The sequence below is a fragment of the Frankia sp. CcCS3 genome (assembly GCF_977927575.1).
In genome coordinates this window covers 1-21,537 of sequence record NZ_CDWRCL010000023.1, presented here as the reverse complement: position 1 = coordinate 21,537, position 21,537 = coordinate 1, and the positions used below count along the sequence as shown (strand labels likewise).

Annotated in this window: 19 protein-coding genes, 1 tRNA gene and 1 pseudogene; 18 read left to right on the top strand and 3 right to left on the bottom strand. The window is 70.7% G+C overall.

Features of this window, described 5'->3' with window-relative positions; genetic code table 11:
- Positions 1-68 precede the first annotated feature (68 nt).
- The 3 genes from cmk to der all read left to right on the top strand — a co-directional run bounded on the left by cmk (position 69) and on the right by der (position 3,330).
- Positions 69-875: a (d)CMP kinase gene (gene cmk / locus AC08OQ_RS04100; protein WP_476594991.1), complete on the top strand. Its 807-nt coding sequence runs from the start codon at positions 69-71 to the stop codon at positions 873-875.
- Complete coding sequence (locus AC08OQ_RS04095) at positions 872-1,711, top strand: lysophospholipid acyltransferase family protein (RefSeq protein WP_476604419.1); 840 nt, start codon at positions 872-874, stop codon at positions 1,709-1,711. The genes cmk and AC08OQ_RS04095 overlap by 4 nt, the downstream gene beginning before the upstream one ends.
- A gap of 134 nt (positions 1,712-1,845) precedes the next feature.
- A complete protein-coding gene (gene der / locus AC08OQ_RS04090) occupies positions 1,846-3,330 on the top strand; it encodes a ribosome biogenesis GTPase Der (protein WP_476599228.1) in 1,485 nt (494 codons plus the stop codon).
- Positions 3,331-3,452: 122 nt separating this feature from the next.
- On the opposite strand, the gene AC08OQ_RS04085 is transcribed toward der, so the two are convergent.
- Positions 3,453-3,526: transfer RNA gene (locus tag AC08OQ_RS04085), tRNA-Pro, on the bottom strand.
- Positions 3,527-3,686: 160 nt separating this feature from the next.
- On the bottom strand, positions 3,687-4,292 hold the full coding sequence (locus AC08OQ_RS04080) for a hypothetical protein (protein WP_476599226.1): 606 nt from the start codon (positions 4,290-4,292) through the stop codon (positions 3,687-3,689).
- A 374-nt stretch (positions 4,293-4,666) separates the two neighbouring features.
- On the opposite strand from AC08OQ_RS04080, the gene AC08OQ_RS04075 reads away from it, so the two are divergent.
- The 14 genes and pseudogenes from AC08OQ_RS04075 to AC08OQ_RS04010 all read left to right on the top strand — a co-directional run bounded on the left by AC08OQ_RS04075 (position 4,667) and on the right by AC08OQ_RS04010 (position 18,720).
- Positions 4,667-5,668, top strand: coding sequence for a class F sortase (locus tag AC08OQ_RS04075; protein ID WP_476599224.1), 1,002 nt, complete (start codon positions 4,667-4,669; stop codon positions 5,666-5,668).
- Between the two features lie 532 nt (positions 5,669-6,200).
- Positions 6,201-7,280, top strand: a complete 1,080-nt coding sequence (locus AC08OQ_RS04070) for a C40 family peptidase (RefSeq protein WP_476599222.1) — start codon at positions 6,201-6,203, stop codon at positions 7,278-7,280.
- 257 nt (positions 7,281-7,537) lie between these two features.
- Positions 7,538-8,146, top strand: a complete 609-nt coding sequence (gene clsA, locus AC08OQ_RS04065; protein ID WP_462186272.1) for a cardiolipin synthase ClsA — start codon at positions 7,538-7,540, stop codon at positions 8,144-8,146.
- Positions 8,147-8,164: 18 nt separating this feature from the next.
- Positions 8,165-10,651, top strand: a pseudogene (locus tag AC08OQ_RS04060) (sugar phosphate nucleotidyltransferase).
- A gap of 110 nt (positions 10,652-10,761) precedes the next feature.
- Complete coding sequence (locus tag AC08OQ_RS04055) at positions 10,762-11,601, top strand: DUF881 domain-containing protein (RefSeq protein WP_476599218.1); 840 nt, start codon at positions 10,762-10,764, stop codon at positions 11,599-11,601.
- A gap of 114 nt (positions 11,602-11,715) precedes the next feature.
- On the top strand, positions 11,716-11,940 hold the full coding sequence (locus AC08OQ_RS04050; protein ID WP_476611905.1) for a small basic family protein: 225 nt from the start codon (positions 11,716-11,718) through the stop codon (positions 11,938-11,940).
- Positions 11,941-12,092: 152 nt separating this feature from the next.
- Positions 12,093-12,845, top strand: coding sequence for a DUF881 domain-containing protein (locus AC08OQ_RS04045; RefSeq protein WP_476611904.1), 753 nt, complete (start codon positions 12,093-12,095; stop codon positions 12,843-12,845).
- A 123-nt stretch (positions 12,846-12,968) separates the two neighbouring features.
- Positions 12,969-13,349: a glycine cleavage system protein GcvH gene (gcvH, locus tag AC08OQ_RS04040; RefSeq protein WP_476592578.1), complete on the top strand. Its 381-nt coding sequence runs from the start codon at positions 12,969-12,971 to the stop codon at positions 13,347-13,349.
- Between the two features lie 293 nt (positions 13,350-13,642).
- Positions 13,643-14,188: an FHA domain-containing protein gene (locus AC08OQ_RS04035; RefSeq protein WP_009739506.1), complete on the top strand. Its 546-nt coding sequence runs from the start codon at positions 13,643-13,645 to the stop codon at positions 14,186-14,188.
- A gap of 16 nt (positions 14,189-14,204) precedes the next feature.
- Complete coding sequence (gene ftsR, locus AC08OQ_RS04030) at positions 14,205-14,981, top strand: transcriptional regulator FtsR (protein WP_462186266.1); 777 nt, start codon at positions 14,205-14,207, stop codon at positions 14,979-14,981.
- A gap of 167 nt (positions 14,982-15,148) precedes the next feature.
- Entirely contained in the window at positions 15,149-15,634 is a 486-nt protein-coding gene (locus AC08OQ_RS04025; protein WP_476599211.1) for a bifunctional nuclease family protein, read from the top strand.
- A gap of 617 nt (positions 15,635-16,251) precedes the next feature.
- Complete coding sequence (locus AC08OQ_RS04020; RefSeq protein ID WP_462186286.1) at positions 16,252-16,791, top strand: MerR family transcriptional regulator; 540 nt, start codon at positions 16,252-16,254, stop codon at positions 16,789-16,791.
- 58 nt (positions 16,792-16,849) lie between these two features.
- Positions 16,850-17,914, top strand: coding sequence for an ATP-binding cassette domain-containing protein (locus AC08OQ_RS04015; RefSeq protein WP_462186265.1), 1,065 nt, complete (start codon positions 16,850-16,852; stop codon positions 17,912-17,914).
- Positions 17,911-18,720 (top strand): ABC transporter permease, encoded by an 810-nt coding sequence (locus AC08OQ_RS04010; RefSeq protein WP_462186264.1) that lies wholly within the window; start codon positions 17,911-17,913, stop codon positions 18,718-18,720. Before AC08OQ_RS04015 ends, AC08OQ_RS04010 begins: the two co-directional genes overlap by 4 nt.
- Before the next feature lie 60 nt (positions 18,721-18,780).
- On the opposite strand, the gene AC08OQ_RS04005 is transcribed toward AC08OQ_RS04010, so the two are convergent.
- Positions 18,781-19,326: a phosphatase domain-containing protein gene (locus AC08OQ_RS04005; protein WP_476599209.1), complete on the bottom strand. Its 546-nt coding sequence runs from the start codon at positions 19,324-19,326 to the stop codon at positions 18,781-18,783.
- 322 nt (positions 19,327-19,648) lie between these two features.
- On the opposite strand from AC08OQ_RS04005, the gene AC08OQ_RS04000 reads away from it, so the two are divergent.
- On the top strand, positions 19,649-21,537 hold a 1,889-nt coding region (locus tag AC08OQ_RS04000; RefSeq protein WP_476611903.1), incomplete at its 3' end, for an FtsK/SpoIIIE domain-containing protein.

Genomic DNA, 21,537 nt, shown 5'->3' with positions numbered 1-21,537 from the left:
GCACATGTCGGCATCCGCGGGGGCGCGATCCGACAACATTTATTATGTGACCGGGACGGAGGAATCGGGTGAAGCCCGACCACGGGTCTGCGCTGTCGGCAGGAAGCATGGTCACCGACAGCCGGGAGGGAACGTCTGCGCCGCTCGGGTCCGAGGGAGATGGTCCCGCGGTCCACGAAGGCGGGGCCGAGGGTCTGATCGTGGCGGTCGACGGTCCCGGAGGGTCGGGGAAGAGCACCGTGGCCCGCGAGATCGCCCGCCGTCTCGGCCTGCGGTACCTCGACACCGGGGCGATGTACCGCGCAGTCACCCAGCTCGCGCTGGAACGGCGGATCGACATCGAGGACCCGGCGGCGGTCGCGGAGCTGGCCGAGCGGGCGGTGATCTCGGTCGGTACGGACCCGGACGAGCCCTCGATCGCCATCGACGGTGTCGGGGTGGACGCCCAGATCCGCACCCGCGCGGTGACCAACGCGGTCAGTGCGATCGCGGCGGTGCCGGCGGTGCGGGCGTTGCTCGTCACTCAACAGCGTCAGGTGATCGCCGCCGCGTTGCCGGCCGGCGGCATCGTCGTGGAGGGTCGCGACATCGGCTCGGTCGTGGCGCCGGGCGCCCAGATCAAGGTCTTCCTCACCGCCTCGACCGAGGTCCGTGCGCTGCGTCGCTCCCGCCAGCTCGGGGAGAAGGGCGTTGACGACGTCGCCCGGACCCTCGCCGAACTCGACCGGCGCGACGCGCTCGACAGCAACCGGGCGGCGGACCCGCTGGCCATCCCGCCCGACGCGATGGTTCTGGACTCGACGGCCCGGTCGGTGCCCGAAGTCGTCGACGAGGTGCTTCGGCGTTGCGAGCAGCTGCCGAACCGGACGAGATGACCACGTCGAACCCCCGCGCTGAGGCTCCCCGCGCTGAGGCCGCTCGGCCGGGCGACGGTGCCGGCGAACGTGCCGCGGAGGCGGCCGGGCGGGCCGCCCGGGTCGCGCGTGGACCGGTCCACCGGGGTGCCGCGTCACCGGTCTACAACGACCTCCCGCACCGCGTCCTCAAGCCCGGGGTCCGCTGGTTCCTCAACCGGGTGGTCATGCAGATCAGCCTGGAGGGGCTCGAGAACGTCCCCTTCGACGAACCGTTGATCTTCGCTGGGAACCACAGCAGTTGGCTGGATGGCCCGTTGGTGGTGATCGAGTCCCCGCGGACCGTGCGCTGCCTGAGCAAGATCGAGATGTACCGGGGGGTGCTCGGCCGGGCGTTGCTGTTCAGCGGTCAGATTCCGATCGATCGTGATCGGGCCGACCGGGAGGCCCTGCACACCGCACTGGACGAGCTCTCCCGCGGCGGGGCGATCGGGTTGTTCCCCGAGGGCACCCGGGGCAGCGGGGAGATGGCGGCGGTCCAGCACGGTATCGCCTACCTCGCGGTGCACGGCCGCTGCCGCGTCCTACCGGTGGCCTGCATCAACACCGGTGCCGCCCTGCCCCGGGGGGCGCGCTGGCCGCGCCGGTCGGTGCCGATCCGGGTAGTCTTCGGTGCGCCGTTCGCGGTGGAGGTGCCGGCGAACCCACGTTCGCGCAAGGCGCTGGCCGCCGTCGCGGAGGACATCCGGGTGCGCCTGCTCGACCATCTGGCGACCGTCCGGGCCGGAAAGGCCTGCGGTGAGGCCTGCGGTGAGGCCGGCGGGACCGGCGGGGCCGACCGGGCCGGCTCCGGGTAACCTGAGCAAGATCGCTGCTCGCTCCGGACGGGCGGGTGAGAGCCCCCGGCGATCCGACCACGCTCGAGTGCCCGGCGCCGAGCCCGGGAATCACAGGCGATCCCGTCCCACGATGACAGTTGGCAGTGACAGTGATGAGCGGACAAGACCTATCAACGGACCTCGGCGCGGCCGGGTTCGACCGGTTCGCCAACGGTGGCCTCGGCGATGACGTCGGTGGCTTCGGCGATGACGTCGGTGGCCCCGACGGGTTCGTCGGCGAGCTCGACGGCGAGTTCGCGAGCCCCGGGGCCGGTCAACCGGTGGTGGCCGTTGTGGGGCGACCCAACGTGGGCAAGTCGACGTTGGTCAACCGCATCCTCGGCCGGCGCGCCGCGGTCGTCGAGGACGTCCCCGGGGTGACCCGTGATCGCGTCGCCTACGACGCGGTCTGGAGCGGGCGGCGGTTCACCCTCGTCGACACCGGCGGCTGGGAACCCGACGCGACGGGGCTGGCCGCCCAGGTCTCCGAGCAGGCCCGCGCGGCGCTCGACACCGCCGATGCGGTGCTGTTCATCGTGGACGTCGTCACCGGCGCCACCGACGCCGACGAGGCGGTCGCCCGGGTGCTGCACCGCTGCGGGCTGCCAGTGATCCTGGTGGCGAACAAGGTCGACGACGTACGATTCGAGGCTGATGCGGCGGCGCTGTGGAGCCTCGGGCTCGGCGAGCCGCACCCGGTCTCGGCCCTGCACGGCCGGGGCAGCGGAGACCTGCTCGACGCCGTGCTCGCCGCGTTGCCCGAGGCGCCGCGCGAGATCCTCACCGAGTCCGACGGCCCCCGGCGGGTCGCACTGATCGGCCGGCCCAACGTCGGCAAGTCGCGTCTGCTGAACAAGCTCGCCGGCAGCCGGCGGTCGTTGGTGCACGACGTCGCCGGCACCACCCGGGACCCGGTCGACGAGCTGGTGACGGTCGGCGGCGAGGAGTGGATGTTCATCGACACCGCCGGGCTGCGCCGTCGCGTCCGGGAGGCCTCCGGCGCCGAGTACTATTCGTCGCTGCGCACCGCCTCGGCCCTGGAAGCCGCCGAGGTCGCCATCGTCCTGCTCGCCGCGGACGAGCCGGTGACCGAGCAGGACCAGCGGGTCATCTCGATGGTCGTCGACGCGGGACGGGCCCTCGTCCTCGCCTTCAACAAGTGGGACTTGGTGGACACCGACCGCCGGCTCACCCTGGAACGGGAGATCGTCCGCGACCTCGGCCGGGTCGCGTGGGCGCCGCGGGTGAACGTCTCAGCCCGTACCGGGCGTGCGACCGACCGGCTCGCCCCCGCGCTGCGCACCGCGCTGGAATCCTGGGGTACCCGGATCCCGACCGGCCGGCTGAACACCTGGCTGGGTGAGGTCGTCGCTGCGACCCCGCCGCCAGCGCGTGGAGGGCGGGTTCCGAAGGTTCTGTTCGCGACCCAGGCCGGAGTGCGCCCGCCGCGGTTCGTGGTGTTCACGACGGGTTTTCTGGAGTCGTCCTACCGCCGGTTCCTGGAACGCCGGCTCCGGGAGGACTTCGGCTTCGCCGGTTCGCCCATCTCGATCTCGGTGCGGGTGCGTGAACGCGGCGACCGCAGGGGCGGCGGCTGACGGTTGGACCGGGTTCCGGCCGCCAGCCGGGCGGGTTTTCCGGACCGGCCGGACGGCGGCTTACGACGAAAAAACCCGTTGAGCAGGCTCACAAGCCTGACCAACGGGTTTTACCACCTCTGTCGGGACGACAGGATTTGAACCTGCGACCCCCAGACCCCCAGTCTGGTGCGCTACCAAGCTGCGCCACGTCCCGTACGGCAGCAACGTTACCGTACCGGCGACCACTACGGTGACCGGGGGTCGCGTCGTCAACGGCGCGACCCCCGGCCCTCGTGCGTGGGCTCCGCGTGGGACCAGGCCGAGGCCGTCACCCACGAGGTGTCTGTACGCCGCATGGCCGCCGAACAGCAGGGTCAGCTCGCGCCCTGGGCACGCCGTCGGGCAACCCCGGCGCCGATCAGCAGGGCGCCTACTGCCGCACCGGCCAGCGGGAGCAGGGGTGAGGACCCGGGGTCGGCCATCCCGCCGCCACCTGCGGCGACACCGGCCCCCGGCCCGCCCCCCGGCCCGCCCCCCGGCCCGCCCCCCGGCCCGACTCCGGCACCGACGCCACCGACGCCACCGACGACGCAGTCGCGCTTCTTGTCGTCCCAGCGGAACCAGTTGTCCTTGCCGTCCTTGCCGTCCCGATCGTCCTTGCCGTCCAGGCCGTCCAGGCCGTTCCTGCCGTCCCGATCGTCCTTGCCGTCCAGGCCGTTCCTGCCGTCCAGGCCGTCGTCGATCCGATCGGCCCGGACCTGCTTGTCGCCGTCGATCTTGTCATCGCGGTCGCGGTCCTTGTCGTCCCGATCGTCCTTGTCGCCGAAGATGCCCCACCCGTCCTTCTTGTCGTCGCACCGGTGGTTGTCCTTGTCGTCGAGGGCGTGGGCAGCAGCCAGGCCGGGCCCGAAGGTGAGGGTGACGCTCGCCGCGCTGGATATCGCGAGAACGGCGGCGCTCCGACCCATACCTTTCTTCATCTGGTCCCCTCTCTCACGTACGGTGATCGATTAATTACTGCGAGTGATACCCTAGCGACTGAGCGTGGGGGTGCGGGTCAACCGCCCGGGCGTGGTGCGGCCGGATCGACCTCCTCGCGGCGGCGATCGGGTCGCTTCTTCGGTCTAGTTCGTCCAGTTTTCGGTGATCTCGGAATCATTGAGACCAGTGCACCTCGCTCACAAGCATGCCGCTCACGGAAAGTATCTCTACCGATTGATAGAGTCACTATCAGTGGCCTTGTGGTGCGGGCGCGTGACGGTTCGGAGCCGCGAGCGGTGCGCTGGACGATCCACCTCGGGAGCGATCCGCACGGGCATGTAGACGATCGACGGGCGGGATGGCGGGAGGAGCTGTGAAAGGTGGGACGGGCAGCGGTAACCAGCGGCCCGCGAACGGCGCACCGACGGCCTTCTCCGTCCGCGCACCCGCCGCGGGCAGGCGCCTCCTGCTTTGGCGGTGGCTTCTCCTCGTCGGGGCGGTCCTTGTCCTCGGCAGCGGTTTCCGGCTGGCGGAACCGGCGTTCGACGCCGTCCGCGGCGGTTCCGGGGCGGACACGACGGCCGGCATCGCCGACGTCCCGCTGCCGCCCACCCCCGTGCCGACGACCGGCCGGTTCGGGCTACCTCCCGCCGTCCCCGAGCAGCCGGTGGTGGTCGTTAACAATCCGTCCCGGCTGCGCATCCCCCAGATCAGGGTGGACGCTCCGATCATTCATCTGGGTCTGAACCCGGATGGCACGCTCGGGGTGCCCAAGGCATGGGGGGATGTCGGCTGGTATGACCGTGGTCCGGCGCCTGGCGGCATCGGCCCTGCCGTGCTCGTCGGCCACTACGATTCCACCACCGGCCCGGCGGTCTTCTACCGGCTGCACGAGCTCGTGCCCGGCGACCGTGTCGAGGTCGCCTCGCCGACCGGCGTGTCCACGACGTTTGTCGTCGATCGCGCGGAGAACGTGGTGAAGTCGAGGTTCCCGGCGAACCGGGTCTACGGACCGGTACTCCGCCCTGAACTGCGCCTGATCACCTGCGGGGGCGCCTTCGATCGGAAGGCCGGGCACTATCTCAACAACCTGGTGGTGTACGCGCACGCCGAATCCTCGGCAGGAGCCGCGCCCGTCGTGCCGGCCCGGTCTGCGGCGAGCATGCTTCCGCCGAATCCGCCGCGAGTGCCCGTACCCGCGCACTCGTCGCCTGGGCTGCCGTCGCCTGCGCACTCGTCGCCTGCGCACTCGTCGCCTGGGCACGCGTCGCCTGGGCTGCCGAGGCCGGCGCAGATTTCGTCAGGCCAGCCGGCACGGCCGCAGCCGGCGCAGGTCGGTTCTGTCCCGGGTGTGAACCCGCAGCCCGCACCCTGACGACCCGGCCCGTTCCGCTGCCGGATCGCCGACGAGACAGCCGGAGAGATCTACGACACGTCGATGCTTGGGGGCGTCGTGACGACCTGACCGAGGTGGCGTGACCGAGCCGCCGACAGGCACCCGGCGTGACGGCATCCGTACTTCTTGCTGAGAGGCGGCGACCTTCTGGTGCCGTGTTCAAGTGTTGGGGTGGGGGTGATTGCGGGTCGCCCGGGCATGTCCACTATCGTCATCAACGGCACTTCTGTTCTACCGATCCCTAGGTGTCCAGATTATGAAGTGTCTGTTACGTGTCATACAGATATACCTATTTTGATAGAGATACCCGTCGAACCGATGTGCCTGGCCCTGCCCCCGGTTCGGCGGCCCCTCCGAGTATGTCGGGGCAGGTGCGGGGAGCCGTAGTTCCGGGTGTGGCCGGCGGATCCGGCCGCGTTCCGGCGGTGACGGCACTGACCGGGTCGTTGGTCGCCGGGCTGACCAGCCCGAACCCGACAGCTCCCTCGTAGGCGCACGGGAAGGACACGTCTTGCCCCGTCGTGGTATGGCCTGGCTTCCGGAGGACTGGGACCAGTTCGTCCGGAATCGTCAGCGCCCGTCGGCGCCCCACGGCTCCTCAGGCTCCGGCGCGGCTCGCCGCCGTACCACTCCTCCTCCGCGACGCGCGGTCACCATCGCCGCGTTCACCACCGGGACGATCGCGGCCTCGACCGCCGCCTTCGCGGCCACCGTCCCCGGGGGCACCGACGGAACCTCGTCGCTGGAGTCGAACTCCCTCACCCAGGAAGCCGCGCTCGTCCCGGGACACCACGCCACCGGCCACGATGCGGCCTCGGCCCGCAGGCTCGCCCCGTTGGCCACCGCCATCGCGGACCACGACCCCGTCTTCACCAGCGTCTCGATCGCCGCGGACAAGACCTCGGTCGCGCCCAACACCCCGGTGGTGCTCACGGTGCGGGCGTTGGAATCGGACAGCGGCACCCCGCTCGCGAACCAGGACGTCCGTATCGTCGTGGTGAACGGTCCCCAGTGGCAGACCTCCACGAGGTTGCGGACCGGCGCGAACGGTACCGCGCAGATCACCGCGCGCCTGCTCTCCACGACGACGATCACCGCGGTCTTCGACGGATCGAACGCCCTGCGTCCCTCCCTGGCCAGCGCCGCCACGGTGACGATCGCGAGTCCGACGAGTCCGACGGGTCCGGGACGGTCGGGTTCCGTGATCGACCAGGCGATTCCGAAGGTCATCCCGGGTAGTTCGATCGGGGAGAAGGCCGTCTACCTCGCGTCACTGCACAAGGGCAAGCCGTATGTCTGGGGCGCGGAGGGCCCGTACTCGTTCGACTGCTCCGGCCTCGCCCAGTACGTCTTCAAGCAGCTCGGCCGCTCGCTGCCGCGCATGGCGCAGGGGCAGTACAACGTCTCCGCCAAGGTGCCCCAGTCGGGCAAACAGCCCGGCGACTTGATCTTCTACGGTACTCCTGGGAATATCTACCACGTCGGCATCTATGCAGGGAACGGGTATATGTGGGCCGCCCCGCAGACCGGCGGTGTCGTGTCGCTGCGGCCCATCTACAGCTCCACCTACAAAGTCGGCCGCATCCTCTGAGCCCGGTCCCATCTGACCCGGTCCGAACGCCGGGGTACCCCGCCGGCGGATCCCTCTCCGCTCCCCGTGCCCCACGATCCGCTAGCGTCAGCGATGTCCGGCCCGTCGGCGGGGCGTTGCGACCTCTACCGGGCTCGGACGTCCTGACCGGCGCCGAACCCGTCGGTGGGACCTGCGGGAGCGCCGGGTGTGGTGAGCGGCCGTCCACCGCCGTCGCGGCGCGTCGCGCCGCCCAACCGGTGGAGGAGGGACGCCGCATGACCATGCCCGCCGCCTCGGACCGGATCTGGACGGTTCCGAACGCGCTGTCCGCCCTGCGGCTGCTCGGCGTGCCGGTCTTCCTCTGGCTGGTGCTGGGCCCGAAGGCGGACGGTGCGGCGCTCGGCGTTCTCGCGTTCGCCGGAATCAGCGACTACCTGGACGGCAAGCTCGCGCGAGTGCTGAACCAGACGAGTCGCCTCGGCGTCCTGCTGGATCCCCTCGCCGACCGGTTCTACATCCTCGCCACCATCGTCGCTCTGACCCTCCGCGGGATCGTGCCGGTCTGGTTCGCGGTTCTGCTCCTCGCCCGCGACGTGGCGCTGCTGGCGCTGCCGCCGTTGCTGCGCCGGATCGGGGTCGGCGTCACGCTGCCCGTGCACTACCTGGGCAAGGCGGCGACGTTCAACCTGCTGTATGCCTTCCCTCTCCTGCTGTTGTCCGCCGGGGATTCCTGGCCGGCCACCGCGGCACGCCCGGTCGGATGGGCGTTCGCGATCTGGGGTACTGCCCTGTACTGGTGGTCTGGTCTTCTGTACTTCGTCCAGGCCGGCCAGCTCGTCCGGCGCTTCCGGGCGGATGCCCGGACCGGCGCAAGTGGGAGGTGACCGCTGAGAGCCGTCGTCATGGCCGGTGGCGAGGGCACCCGGCTGCGCCCGTTGACCGCGAACCTGCCCAAACCACTGCTCCCCGTCGTCAACCGGCCGATCATGGAGCATGTGCTGCGCCTGCTCAAACGGCACGGCTTCGACGAGACGGTGGTGACCGTCCAGTTTCTGGCCTCGATGATCCGGACGTACTTCGGTTCCGGTGACGAGCTCGGGATGCACCTGTCGTACGCCACCGAGACGACCTCGCTGGGCACCGCCGGCAGCGTGAAGAACGCCGAGGACGCCCTGCGGGACGAGGCGTTCCTGGTCATCAGCGGGGACGCGCTGACCGACATCGACCTCACCGACTTGGTCGCCTTCCACCGGCGTCAGGGCGCGCTCGTCACCGTCGCGCTGAAATCCGTCCCCGATCCGCTCGAGTTCGGCATCGTCATCACCGGCGAGGACGGACGGATCCAGCGATTCCTGGAGAAGTCGACCTGGGGGCAGGTGTTCTCCGACACCGTCAACACCGGTATCTACGTGATGGAGCCCGAGGTGCTTGCCCAGGTGCCGCCCGGCGAGGCGGTGGACTAGTCTGGCGACATCTTCCCCCGGCTGGTCGAGGCGGGTGCCCCGGTGTACGGCTATGTGGCGTCCGGGTACTGGGAGGACGTCGGCACCATCGCGAGCTTCCAACGGGCTCAGGCCGATGTGCTCAACCGCCAGGTCGACGTGGAGATCGGCGGTTTCGAGGTGTCCCCCGGGGTGTGGATCGGTGAGGACGCCGAGGTCCACCCGGAGGCGATCCTCAAGGGGCCGCTCGTGGTCGGCGACTACAGCAAGGTGGAGGCCGGCGCCGAGCTGCGGGAGTTTTCCGTGCTGGGCAGCAACGTGCTGGTGAAGAGCGGCGCGTTCCTGCACCGGGCGATCGTCCAGGACAACGCGCTCATCGGCCCGCAGACGAACCTGCGCGGCTGCGTTATCGGCAAGAGCACCGACGTGCTGCGGGCGGCCAGGATCGAGGAGGGCGCCGTCGTCGGAGACGAGTGCGTCGTCCGCGAGGAGGCGTTCATCTCCCATGACGTGAAGGTGTATCCGTTCAAGACGATCGAGGCCGGCGCGGTCGTCAACACGTCCGTCATCTGGGAGTCCCGCGGCCAGCGGACCCTGTTCGGGCCGCGCGGGGTGTCCGGCCTGGTGAACGCGGAGATTACCCCGGAGCTGGTGGTGCGCCTCGCCGGTGCCTACGCCACGACCCTGAAAAAGGGAGCCACCGTCACCACCGCGCGGGACGGTTCCCGCGCCGCCCGGGCCCTCAAGCGGGCCGTCATCAGCGCGTTGACCGCCGGCGCCATCAACGTCCGTGATCTTGAGGTGGCACCGATGCCGGTCACCCGCTTCGATGTCCGCTCGTCCAACGCCGCTGGGGGGATCATGCTGCGCACCACCCCCGGAGACCCGGAACGCATCGACATCATCTTCCTGGATGCCGACGGCGACGACCTCTCCCCGGTGGCGCAGCGCAAGCTTGACCGGGTCTTCTCCCGCCAGGAGTTCCGCCGGGCCTTTCCCGGTGAGATCGGTGACCTGCGTTTCCCGGCCCGCACCATGGATCTCTACATCCAGGATCTGCTTGACCGGGTCGATACCGCCGGCATCGTTGAGGCGGATCTCAAGATCGTCGTTGATCCTTCGGGTGGCTCGGCGTCCCTGGTGCTGCCGACACTGCTCGGCCGGCTCGGCGTCGACGTGCTCACCGTCAACGGACGCGTCGACGAGACCATCCCGCCCCGCAGCGCCCTGGAGGATCTGCGGGCCACCGACCGCCTGGGCGCCCTCGTCGCCAGCTCCGGGGCGGCCTTCGGCGTGCGGTTCGACCATGTCGGCGAGCGCGTCACGATCGTCGACGAACGGGGGGACCTCATCGACGATGACCGGGCCCTGCTGGTGTTCCTCGACCTCGTCGCGGCGGAGAATCCCGGCGCGGAGGTGGCCCTGCCGGTGACCATCACCCGGGTGGCCGACCAGGTTACCCGCTTCCACGGGCTGACGGTACGCCGGACCTCCCTGTCGGCTGCGGCGTTGACCGGGGTCGCCCGTGACGACGGCATCGTCTTCGCCGCCGACGGGCGGGGCGGCTTCATCGTCCCCGAGTTCGCCCCCGCGATCGACGGGATCGCGGCGTTCGTGAAACTGCTGGCCCTGGTGGCACGGACCCGGCTGACGCTCAGCACCATCGACGCCCGGATACTTTTGGTGGCGATCCTGCGTCGTTCAGTGCCCACCCCGTGGGCGGTCAAGGGCACCGTCATGCGTCGCGTGGTGGAGTCGGTCGACCCGGATGCGGGGTATGTCATCGACACCACGGACGGGGTTCGGATCGTCGGTCCGGACGGCTCCTGGATCCTGGTGTTGCCGGATCCGAGTGAGGCGGTCACCCACCTGTGGTCGGAGGGTGCCGACATCGAGGAGGCCCACGTGCTGCTGCGGCGCTGGGTCGAGGTGGTCGAGGCGCGGTAGCCGCGGCACGCGCGGCGAGGCCCTGGTCGGCGGCGCTCGGTGTCCGGTCGGTCAGAATGCCGAATGTGCGAGAACGGACCGGATGGCCACGCCGAGGGCCGGTATGCCCCGTGGCCACCGGCCCTTCGGATCCCTGCGGCGTCTCCGAGCGGGCCCGTCGCCCCTGGCTGCGCCCCCTCGCCCTGGCCCTCGTCCTCGGCCTGCTCGGCCTGGTGATAGCCACCGGGGCCCGGCGTGCCGCGACGACGGCCGGGGAACGTGCGGAGCTCGTCGCGGCCCTGCGCGCGGAGATCCATGAGCGATCCGCCGCGACTACTGCGGCCGCGACCCGGGTCAGCGAGCTGCGCCTGCGGGTGAAGATGGCGCGGGAACAGCGCGCCCGGGCCGAGCGCGAGCTGGCCCGGGCCACGGCGGCACTGTCGGATCTCGGGCCGGCGGCCGGCTGGTCCCCCGTGCGTGGACCGGGTGCCCGGATCGAGCTCGCGGACCGGACCTCCCCCGGGCCGTCGGCACCCTCGGCACCTCGTGCGTCAACGGCGCCCACCCCGCTGCGCCCGTCGACCGGGCCCGCTAGTCCCCGCCCCGCACCGGCGTCCGACTGGACCCGGATTCAAGATCGAGACATTGCTGATCTTGTCAACGTGCTGTGGATCTCGGGTGCCGAGGCTGTCGCGGTCAACGGCGTCCGCCTGACGGCTCTCAGCGCGATCCGGGCGGCCGGTGATCTCGTTCTCGTCGGATTCGTGCCGATGATCGCGCCGTACACCGTCGAAGCGGTGGGTGATCCGGACGATCTCGTGCGGCGTCTCGAGGAGTCCGCCGTGATCGACCGGCTGCGGCATCGTCCCGACTCACCGGTGACCTCCCTGGCGGTCGTCACTGTCAGAAACCTGACCCTGCCCGCGGCCGATCCCCGGGTGCTGCGGCATGCTCGACGGAGCGAATCATGATTGTCGTGGTAGCCCTTGCCCTGGGCGTGACGGCCGGCCTGGTGCTGGGCCCGACCGTCCCCGACCGTCCCCGACTGGATGGATCCCTACCTCCCAGTCGCTGTGGTGGCCGCGGTGGACGCTGCTCTCGGCGGCGCGCGGGCCGTCGCGGAGAGGGTGTTCGACGACCGGGTGTTCATCGTCTCGTTCGTCTTCGACGTCGCGGTTGCCGTCCTGATGGTGCTACTTGGCGACCTGATCGGGTTCGGCGGCGCGTTGTCCACCGCGGTGGTCGTGGTGCTGGGCATCCGCATCTTCGCCACCGCGACCGCGTTGCGTCAGCATCTGATCAAGGTCTGACGGTGGCGGTGACCTCGACAGGCGACCCTGCGGGATCCGGGCCCGGACGGAAGTCCGTACCCGATCCGAAGCCCGATCCGAAGCCCGATCCGACCCCGGTCCCCGAGCCGCCGGTCCCCGAGGCGCCGTCGAACCCGCCCACGTCGCCCGTCGTGGTCCCTGTCGCGTCGGAGCCGACGCCGAGCCCGGTTCCGGGGCACGCCCGGCCGGGTCGTGCCCGGACGCGGCGTGCCCTGAGCCTGGTCCTGCTCGCCGGTCTCGGTTTCGCCGCGGTCGCCGCGACCCGGTCCGCGGAGCCGTCCTTCGGACTTGCCATCGCGCGGCCGGGCGAGCTCGCCGCGACCCTCGGTGCGATCGGCGCCGTCGACCGGTCCCTGGCGGCCCGGGAGCATCAGCTCCGCCAGAAGGCGGAACCGATGATGCCGCCCGTGCCGACGTCGACGCCGGCCCCGGCGGCCGGGCCGGGCGAGGTGCGTCGCGAGGCCGACCGGCTGGCGATCCTCACCGGCATCGTGCCGGTTACCGGATCGGGGCTCGAGCTGACGATCCATGACCCCCACCGCGCGGTCGACTCCTCGATCCTCGTCGACGCCCTGCAGGAGCTACGGGACGCGGGCGCCGAGGCGATCGAGATCGCCGGGGTCCGAGCGGTCGTCTCGACCTACGTGGCCGACGAGCCCGGGCGGGGGTTGGTGGTCGACGGCACGTCGATCGCGCCGCCGTACGTGCTGCGGGTGGTGGGCGACGCCCACACGCTGGACCAGGCGATGCGGATCCCCGGCGGGGTGCTCGATACGGTAGCGGCACGGGACGGGGCGCAGGCGACCGTTCGGACCTCCGAGCACATCGAGATCCGTGCGCTGCGACCCGCTCCGAGTCCTCGCTATGCCCGTCCGGCCGGATAGGGGACCCTGTCCGGGCCAGTCGAGGAACGTGGTTCCTGGTGGAGTTCGCGGCGCGGTACGGCGTCGGGCCGGGCGGCGCAGAGCGGTCCGCGGAGTGGTCAGAGCAAGGGGAGGCGATCTCCGGTGTACCCGGACGACCTGAAGTACACCCGTGAGCACGAATGGATCCGGCTCGACGGGAGCACGGCACGGGTCGGCATCACGTCCTACGCGCAGGAGGCGCTGGGCGACATCGTCTTTGTCTCTCTGCCCGACCTCGGCTCCGCGGTCCAGGCCGGTGAGTCCTTCGGAGAGGTCGAGTCGACCAAGAGCGTGTCCGAGATCTACGCGCCGATCGCCGGAGAGGTGACGGCGCGCAACGAGGCGCTTGCCGGTGCGCCGGAACTGATCAACTCTGATCCCTACGGGGAAGGCTGGCTCGTCGAGCTCACGGTCGCGGATGTCGCCGGCGTCACCGGCCTGCTGACCGCCGAAGAGTACGCGGAGCACGTGAAGGAAAACTGAGAGTATCTGGTTTGTGTCCATGGTGGGTGGTGGGCCACACCACGCCGAACAACACGGGTCGCACCCTTTTCACGACCGTGCCCGCGATGCACTAGCCTCGGAGTGCACCGGGGCACGATCGTGGACGGCCCGACCGTCGCCATGTGATCATCCTGGTGATGGGGGTGGGCTGCGGACGTCTGGCTACCACCATCGCAGTGTTGGCAGAGACGTTCCCGCCGCCCGTTCGGTGGCGGCCGAAGCGGCTGGGGTACCCCGCCCGTGCGGGATCCCGGCAGGAAGCGGACGCGACTGTGTTCTGCACGAGGTGCGGACAGCAGAACCCGTCCGACGCGCTGTACTGCGCGCGGTGCGGGTCTCCTCTGGTGCGTCCGGGTGAGCCCGTGGCGCCGGAGAGACCCGCGGAGCAGACGTCGACGCTGAACCTGGCGGCCGCGCTGTCCGGCATCGAGGGCGACCACGTCGACGAGTCGACCGAGCGGGACGCCGTCGCCGCCGTCGACGCGCTACCTCCCGGTTCGGCGTTGCTCGTCGTCAAGAGGGGGCCGAATGCGGGGAGTCGTTTTCTGCTGGATGCCGACATGACCACCGTCGGCCGCCATCCCGAGAGCGACATCTTCCTCGACGACGTGACCGTCTCCCGCCGGCATGCGGAGTTCCATCGCTCGCCGTACACCAAGGGCTTCTCGGTTCGCGACGTCGGGAGCCTGAACGGTACCTACCTCAACCGCGAGCGGATCGACTCGGCTGAGCTCACCAGCGGCGACGAGGTGCAGATCGGCAAGTTCCGCCTGGTGTTCCTGACCGGCGCGAGCTACGGGGGGTCAGCGGCACGGTGACGAGGAAGGACCCACGGTGAGCGGCGGCCTCGCCGCGGCATCGCCGGCCCCGCGTTCGGGCGCAGCGCGCTCGGACCAGGCCGGACAGAACGCGAAGGTGCTCAACATCGGCCAGGTTCTCGACCGTCTGCGGGCGGACTTCGCCGACATTACCCTGTCGAAGATCCGTTATCTCGAGGCGGAGGGACTCGTCGAACCCGCCCGTACCAGCGCGAACTACCGCAAGTACTCGGTCGACGACGTCGCCCGGCTCCGTTACGTCCTGCACGCGCAGCGGGATCGCTTTCTTCCGCTGCGCGTGATCAAGGAGGAGCTGGCGTCGCTCGACCGCGGTGAGACCCCGGTGCATCGGCCCGGACCCCGCGCGCTGCCTCCGCATCCGACCCCTACCGGCCTGGACGCGTTCCTCGGGGCGGAAAGGGTTAGGATGTCGCGCCGGGAGCTTCTCGCCGCCGCGGGGCTCGGCGACGAGGCCCTGACCGAGCTGGAACAGCACGGCCTGGTGGGTCCGATCGCGGGCGGCGGGTACTACGATTCCGACGCCCTGCTCGTCGCGCGGACCGTGGCGCTGCTGGCCGGCCACGGCGTGCAGCCCCGGCATCTGCGGGCCGCCCGCACCGTGGCCGACCGTGAGGCTGGTCTCATCGAGGCCGCCGTCGCCCCGTTGCGGGGCCAGCGCGGTGGTGAGGGCTCGGGACGGCACGCCGAGACCGCCGATGAACTGGCGGCGTTGGTGGTCCGCTTGCACGCGGCCCTGTTGCGCTCCCGGCTGGCGGCGGGACGCTCGAGTTGAGACCGAGGTGAGGAGGCTGCCGGGGCTGCGCTCGGAGTGCCTTGCCGGACAGCCGAACCGGTGGGCGCGCTGACGCCGGACGGAAGCGGGGATACTGTCTCCCCTGTGGGGTTTTCTGGCTCCGGTCACAACATCCCGCCCCGCCCCACCTGCGAGGAGGTAGATCGGTGCATCGGCTGGACATCGTCGGCGTGCGAGTCGAGCTTCCGTCGAAGCAGCCGATCGTCCTGCTCAAGGAGGTGGGCGGTGAGCGGTATCTGCCCATCTGGATCGGTGCTGTTGAGGCGACGGCGATCGCCTTCGCCCAGGAGGGCATCACGACGGCTCGACCTATGACCCATGACCTGATGCGGGACGTGTTGCGCGTGCTGCAGACGGATCTGACCCGGGTGACCATCACCGACCTTCAGGACGGCGTCTTCTTCGCCACGCTCGTGTTCGGCAACGGGGTGGAGGTCTCCGCCCGGCCGTCCGACGCGATCGCGTTGGCGATGCGGATGGGAGCGCCGGTCTACGGGGTCGAGGCGGTCCTGGCCGAGGCCGGGATCACCGTTCCCGAGGAACAGGAACAAGAACAGGAGAACGAGCTGGAGAAGTTCCGGGAGTTCCTTGACACGATCTCCCCGGAGGATTTCAACACTCCCGGCTCCTGAGGGTTCCCGGTTCCCGGTTCCCGAGGGCTCCTGGCCCCTGAGCCTCCCAGTCCTTGGCGTGCCCGCTTGGGAGCAGGTCGGCCGTTGAGGCCTTCAGCCAGCCCTGGCCAAGGTCGGCTGTGATCCAGTGTGCGGGCAGTATCGGAGCGCACTTCCGATTTGACCGATCTGTTGAATGACGTCCGCTGGACTACAGACACGCCGGCTTAGATCATTGAAGGAACCGCGCGTCGCTCCTACGGTCGGGAGAGCCCGACCGTAGAGTTCGTGCCCCTGCCCGCGGTAGACGTGGCGGAACGGGCTCTCTCCGGCTCTGACCTTGCCGGGCTGTGGCAACGGCGTGATGCGCTCCGCCCGGGTCCGTGCCGACGGGTGGGCGGGCGGTCCCGGCTTACGGGCACAGGGGTGCCGCGTCGCGGTCTCGCAGACCGTCGACCGGCGGCGGTCGGGGACAGGGAGTCGTGTGGTCGAGGTGATCGTGGCAGGCCGCACGACGGTGGAAACGGTTCGATCGGGCCGGGTGCCCGGGCTGGCGGCGTCGGGTGACGTCGGCGGTCGGGACGGATCCGGAACGGTCCGGAGGATGGGGCTGGCATGGCGGCGAAGTGCGTACAGCGATGATCGAACAGGGCCAGCTCTTTCCGGATGAGATTCCTGAACCGCCGGGGGACGACGTCGGGTACCGGGGGCCGACGGCCTGCGCCGCGGCGGGCATCACCTACCGCCAGCTCGACTACTGGGCTCGGACCGGTCTGGTCGTCCCCAGCGTCCGCGACGCGTCCGGTTCCGGCAGCCAACGGCTGTACTCCTTTCGTGACGTCCTGGTGCTGCGCGTGGTCCGCAAGCTACTCGAGGCCGGTGTGTCGCTGCAGAACATCCGGGTGGCGGTGGAGCATCTGCGTACCCGCGGCGTGGACGACCTGGCGCAGCTCACCCTGATCAGCGACGGCTCCACCGTGTACGAGTGCACCTCGGACGACCAGGTGATCGATCTTGTCCGGGGTGGGCAGGGCGTGTTCGCCATCGCCGTTGGCCGAGCCCTGCGCGACATGCGTGGCCAGCTGGCTGAACTGCCCTGCGAGCGGCCTGGTCATCCGCCGGCGACCCATCCCGGCGACGAGCTGGCCAGTCGTCGGACCCGGCGGAGCTCGGCCTAGCCTCCCCCCGCCTTTATTCGGTTCCAAACTGTCGGAGGTTCGTCGTACGGTCCGCCTCGTGACAGACAACCCGGCGGTCCTCACCGAGGGCCTGCAGAAGAGCTACGGCGGCAAACGAGCGATGGTGGGCCTGGACCTGCGGGTCGATGCCGGCACCGTGCACGGCATGCTGGGGCCCAACGGAGCCGGCAAGACGACGGCGGTACGCATCCTGTCGACCCTGCTGCGCCCGGACGGCGGCCAGGCCAGGGTCCTCGGTCTGGACGTCGTCCGGCAGGCGGACGCGCTGCGTGCCCGGATCGGTCTGACCGGTCAGTACGCGGCGGTCGACGAGCGGCTCACCGGCCTGGAGAACCTGGAGATGTTCGGGCGGCTCTACCGGCTGCGCAGCCGCGTCGCGCGGGCCCGCGCGGTCGAGTTGCTCGAGCGGTTCGAGCTCGCCGAGTCGGCCGGTCGGCAGGCGCGTACCTACTCGGGCGGGATGCGGCGGCGGCTCGATCTCGCGGCCAGCCTGATCATCAACCCGGCGGTGCTGTTCCTCGATGAGCCGACCACCGGACTGGATCCCCGCAGCCGTTCGGCGATGTGGAGGGTGATCGCCGATCTGGTGCGGGACGGCACGACGGTCCTGCTCACGACGCAGTACCTGGAGGAGGCCGACCGGCTGGCCCACCGGATCTCGGTGGTTGACGGCGGCCGGGTCATTGCGCGGGGTACCCCGAACGAGCTGAAGTCGCAGGTCGGTGGCGACCGGCTGGACATCGTCGTCGGTGGTGACGCCGCCGAGGATGTCCAGGCCGCCCGGGCGGTGCTTGCCCGGTTCGGATCCGGCGCGGCGACGGCCGATGGGGAGACGCGCCGGGTCAGTGTGCCGGTACCGGGCGCGAGCGTGCTGTCCGACGTGGTCCGGGGTCTCGACGAGCTGGGGGTGCCGATCTCCGACGTCGCCCTGCACCGGCCGTCGCTGGACGACGTCTTCCTCGCCATGACCGGGCGCGCTCCGGCCGGCAGCGAGGTGCCGCCCGCACGCGCGGGCGGCGACGGCCGTGGCGACACCGACACCCCTGATGACCGGGGCGACAAGGACGACAAGGACGATGACAAGGACATGGTGACCATATGAGCACCCTCGAGCTGACTCCAGCGGGGCGCGGGCAGCTGTCGTGGGCCGTTGCCGACGCGTGGGTGATGTGCCGGCGCAATCTGATCCAGACCTGGCGGATACCCGAGCTCGTCATCTTCGCGACCATCCAGCCGGTCATGTTCGTCCTGCTGTTCACCTATGTCTTCGGTGGCGCGATCAACGTGGGTGACGGGGTCAAGTACGTGGACTACCTGATGCCGGGCATCTTCCTGCAGACGGTGATCTTCGGGTCGATGCTGACCGGCGTGGGGCTGGCGGAGGACCGTCAGCGGGGTCTGATCGACCGGTTCCGTTCCCTTCCCATGAGCAGGTCGGCGCTGCTCACCGGCCGTACCCTGGCCGATCTCGCCCGCAACGTCTTCATCGTCGTAGTGATGCTTCTGGTGGGCCTGGCCGTGGGATTCCGGTTCGGGGAGACCACGGTGCCGGCGGTGCTGGCCGGGTTCGGGCTGATGCTGTTGTTCTCGTACGCCTTCTCCTGGCTGTCCGCCGTCATCGGGCTGTCGGTGAGTAGCGCGGAGGCGGCGCAGTCGGCGGGATTCATCTGGATTTTCCCGCTGGTCTTCGCCAGCTCGGCCTTCGCCCGGGTGGAGACCATGCCGGGCTGGCTGCAGGCGTTCGCCCAGCATCAGCCGGTGACGGTGACCGTCGACGCCGTGCGGGCGTTGTTCCTCGGCGGTCCGATCGTCTCCGTTCTCCTGCAGTCCCTCGCCTGGTGTCTGGGCCTGCTGGTGGTGTTCGGGCCGTTCGCCGCGCGCGTGTACCGGCGGTCGGCCTCGCGCTGACCGGCGGGCCCGACCGCCGGCCGCGGGCCGCACCGAGCGTCGCCGAGGCGCGGCTCATGGTCAGGTGCGGCCCTCGGTCTCCTGGGCGTTGCCCAGCGTCGCCTCGTAGGCGAGCCATTCGGCCCGCAGGACCGGCCAGCCGTCGGCGCGCAGCAGGTCCACCACGGCGGGGTCGTCGTCGACCACGACGGCGACCCGACGGCCGGCGCCGAGCTCGCGAAGTTCGGCGCGTTTGAACACCCGAGCCGGCCGACGGTCGGCGTCCGGACGCATCCGCAGCTCACCCGGCGGCAGATCCTGCTCGGTCAGCCAGCGCCGCGTCGCCTCTCTGGAACGCTCCGGCCGGCCGGTCAGCCATACCACCTCGTGGTCCCGAGCCAGCTTGCGGGCTAGTTCCACCCCTTCGGCCAAGGGGGGATCGGCGGGCGCCGCTGCGAAGAACGCCTCCCAGTCACTGGGACTGGCGCGCAGGAAGCGCAACCGGTGTCGGACGTCGGCCACCACCCCGTCGACGTCAATGACGGCGAGCGGTCGCTGTTTCGCCGCCGCCGTACCCGCCGTCTCCGTGAGGCCCGCCGTGTCAGCCGTGTCAGCCGCGTCCGTCACCGACGTTCCCTTTCCACCTGCTCATCGCCGACCTTCGCCCCTTCGATCGGTGCGCTGGCTTACCTGACCGGGACGGTTGCCCCGACGGATCATTGAACACGCGCGGCGCCGTTGATTTGGTGCCGGTCGAGGGGTAGCCCGCTCCGGTGGTCCCGGCGTCGCCGTCGTCCGGAACGGCCAGGCTGCGGGTGGTTGTACCGATAACGTCGCCGATGTCGTCGCATGCTTTCGTCCGGCGAGGTCCCCGTGCCCAGACCGTCGCGCCGGCAGGACAGTTCGGCCGGTCGGCGCGTTCTGGGATGTTTGCTCCGTCGGACGTGTCATGGTCGTCGGGGGGCTCGACGCCGAGCACGGCAACACACAGTGTGGGGAGGTCAACGTGTCGGGTACCCGGCGGGCGCGCACGCTCGTGGCCGGTATCCAGTCCTCGCTGGGGGCGGCACTGGCGCTCGCCGATCGGCTGGATGAGCAGGCGGACCGGATCGAGGCCGAAGCGGGTTCCGGTGTCGCCGGGAAGGCTGATGGCCTCGGTGAGTCCGGTGCGGGGCGGCTCGACGTCGCCGGGGAGCTCGTCCGGGCCGCCGTGATCGCCCGTTCCCGGGCGCGTGGATTCGCCGGCGCGTCCTGGGCGGCGCCCGACTGGCGGCACGGCCCCTTCGGCGTCGCCCCGGTCGGCGACCGGGCTCGTTTCCGGCCCGCTCTGTGGCAGGTCGGCCAGGTCATCGTGCCGCCCGACGATCCCACGGCGCAGCACCGGACGGTGCCACTGGCCATCCCGCTGCTGGACGGCCTGAACCTGCGGATCGAGACGACCCGGTCCCGCCGGCCCGCCGCGGTCGACCTCGTGCGTGGCCTGCTGACCCGCGTCCTCGCCGCGGCGCCGGCCGGGCGGGTCCGACTCGTCGTCTATGACCCCCACGAGCTCGGTGCCGGGCTCGCTGGCTTTGCGCCGCTGCGTGCCGCCGGTGTGGCCACTCCCACGCTCACGACGCGGGCCCGGCTCGAGGAGGTCCTCGCGGAGCTGTCGGCGGAGGTGGGAAGGATCACTGTGGACCGGCTCGGTGGCCGGTTCGACTCGTTGCGGGAGCGGGAGGATGCCGGGCTTCCGCGTTCGGAGCCCTGGCACGTCCTGGTGCTGCTCGGTGAGCCCCGGCTGCACGACGAGGGCGCGCGGGCGCTCGCCGCCATCGCGGCCCAGGGCCCGTCCTGCGGGGTGGTGGTGATCTCCATCGTGGAGGTCCGGCCGTCCGGTGCGGAGCCGGTCCTGGGCGGCTCGCGGGACGATCCCGATGAGGTGACGCCGCTGGATCCCGACGTCATCGGCCTGGAACCCGACGAGGACGAGGACTCGGTGACGGAACCCCTGCCGAGGTCGGTGGTGTTCACCGCGGTCGAGCTCCTCGCCGATCGGCCGGGATGGTGCCGGGTCGCCGCGGGAGGCTGGTGCACATCGCTGACCGGTCTGCTGCGGGTCGAGCTGGACCCGCCGCCGCACTCCATGCTGGTCGCCGCGGTCACGGCTCAGGTCGCCGCGGAGGCCACCCGGGAGGCCACCCGGCCGCCCGCCATCAGCGACATGCTGCCCCGCGGCCTGTGGGAGTTCGACAGCGCCGCCGGGGTGGGTGTTGAGGTGGCGCAGGGCCCCGACGGGCCGGTGGGGTTCACCTTCGACGACGACACCGTGCACGCCCTCGTCGGCGGCCAGGCCGGGTCGGGCAAGTCGACGCTGCTCCTCGACGTGATCTACGGGATCGCCGCGCGTTACGGGCCCGACCAGGTCCGCTTCCATCTGCTCGACTTCAAGGAGGGGCTGGAGTTCGCCCAGTTCGCCGCCGGTCCGACGGACCCGTTCTACCTGCCGCACGCCGATACCGTCGGCATCGAGAGCGACCGCGAGTTCGGCGTCGCGGTGCTGCGGGCGGTCCGTGAACAGATGCGCCGCCGCGCCGTGGCGATGCGTGCGGTCGGCGCCCGCGACCTGCGAGGCCTGCGGGCGGCCGACTGGAGCTCGCCCTGGCCGCGGATCATCGTCGTGGTCGACGAGTTCCAGGTGATGCTCACCCCGATGGACTCGGTGGCGCGGGAGGCCGTCGCGCACCTGGAGGTCCTGGCCCGCCAGGGCCGCGCCTACGGGGTCCATCTGCTGCTCGCCAGCCAGACGCTGTCCGGTATCGACGCGCTCGACGCCACCGCCGGCAAGCGTGGTTCGAT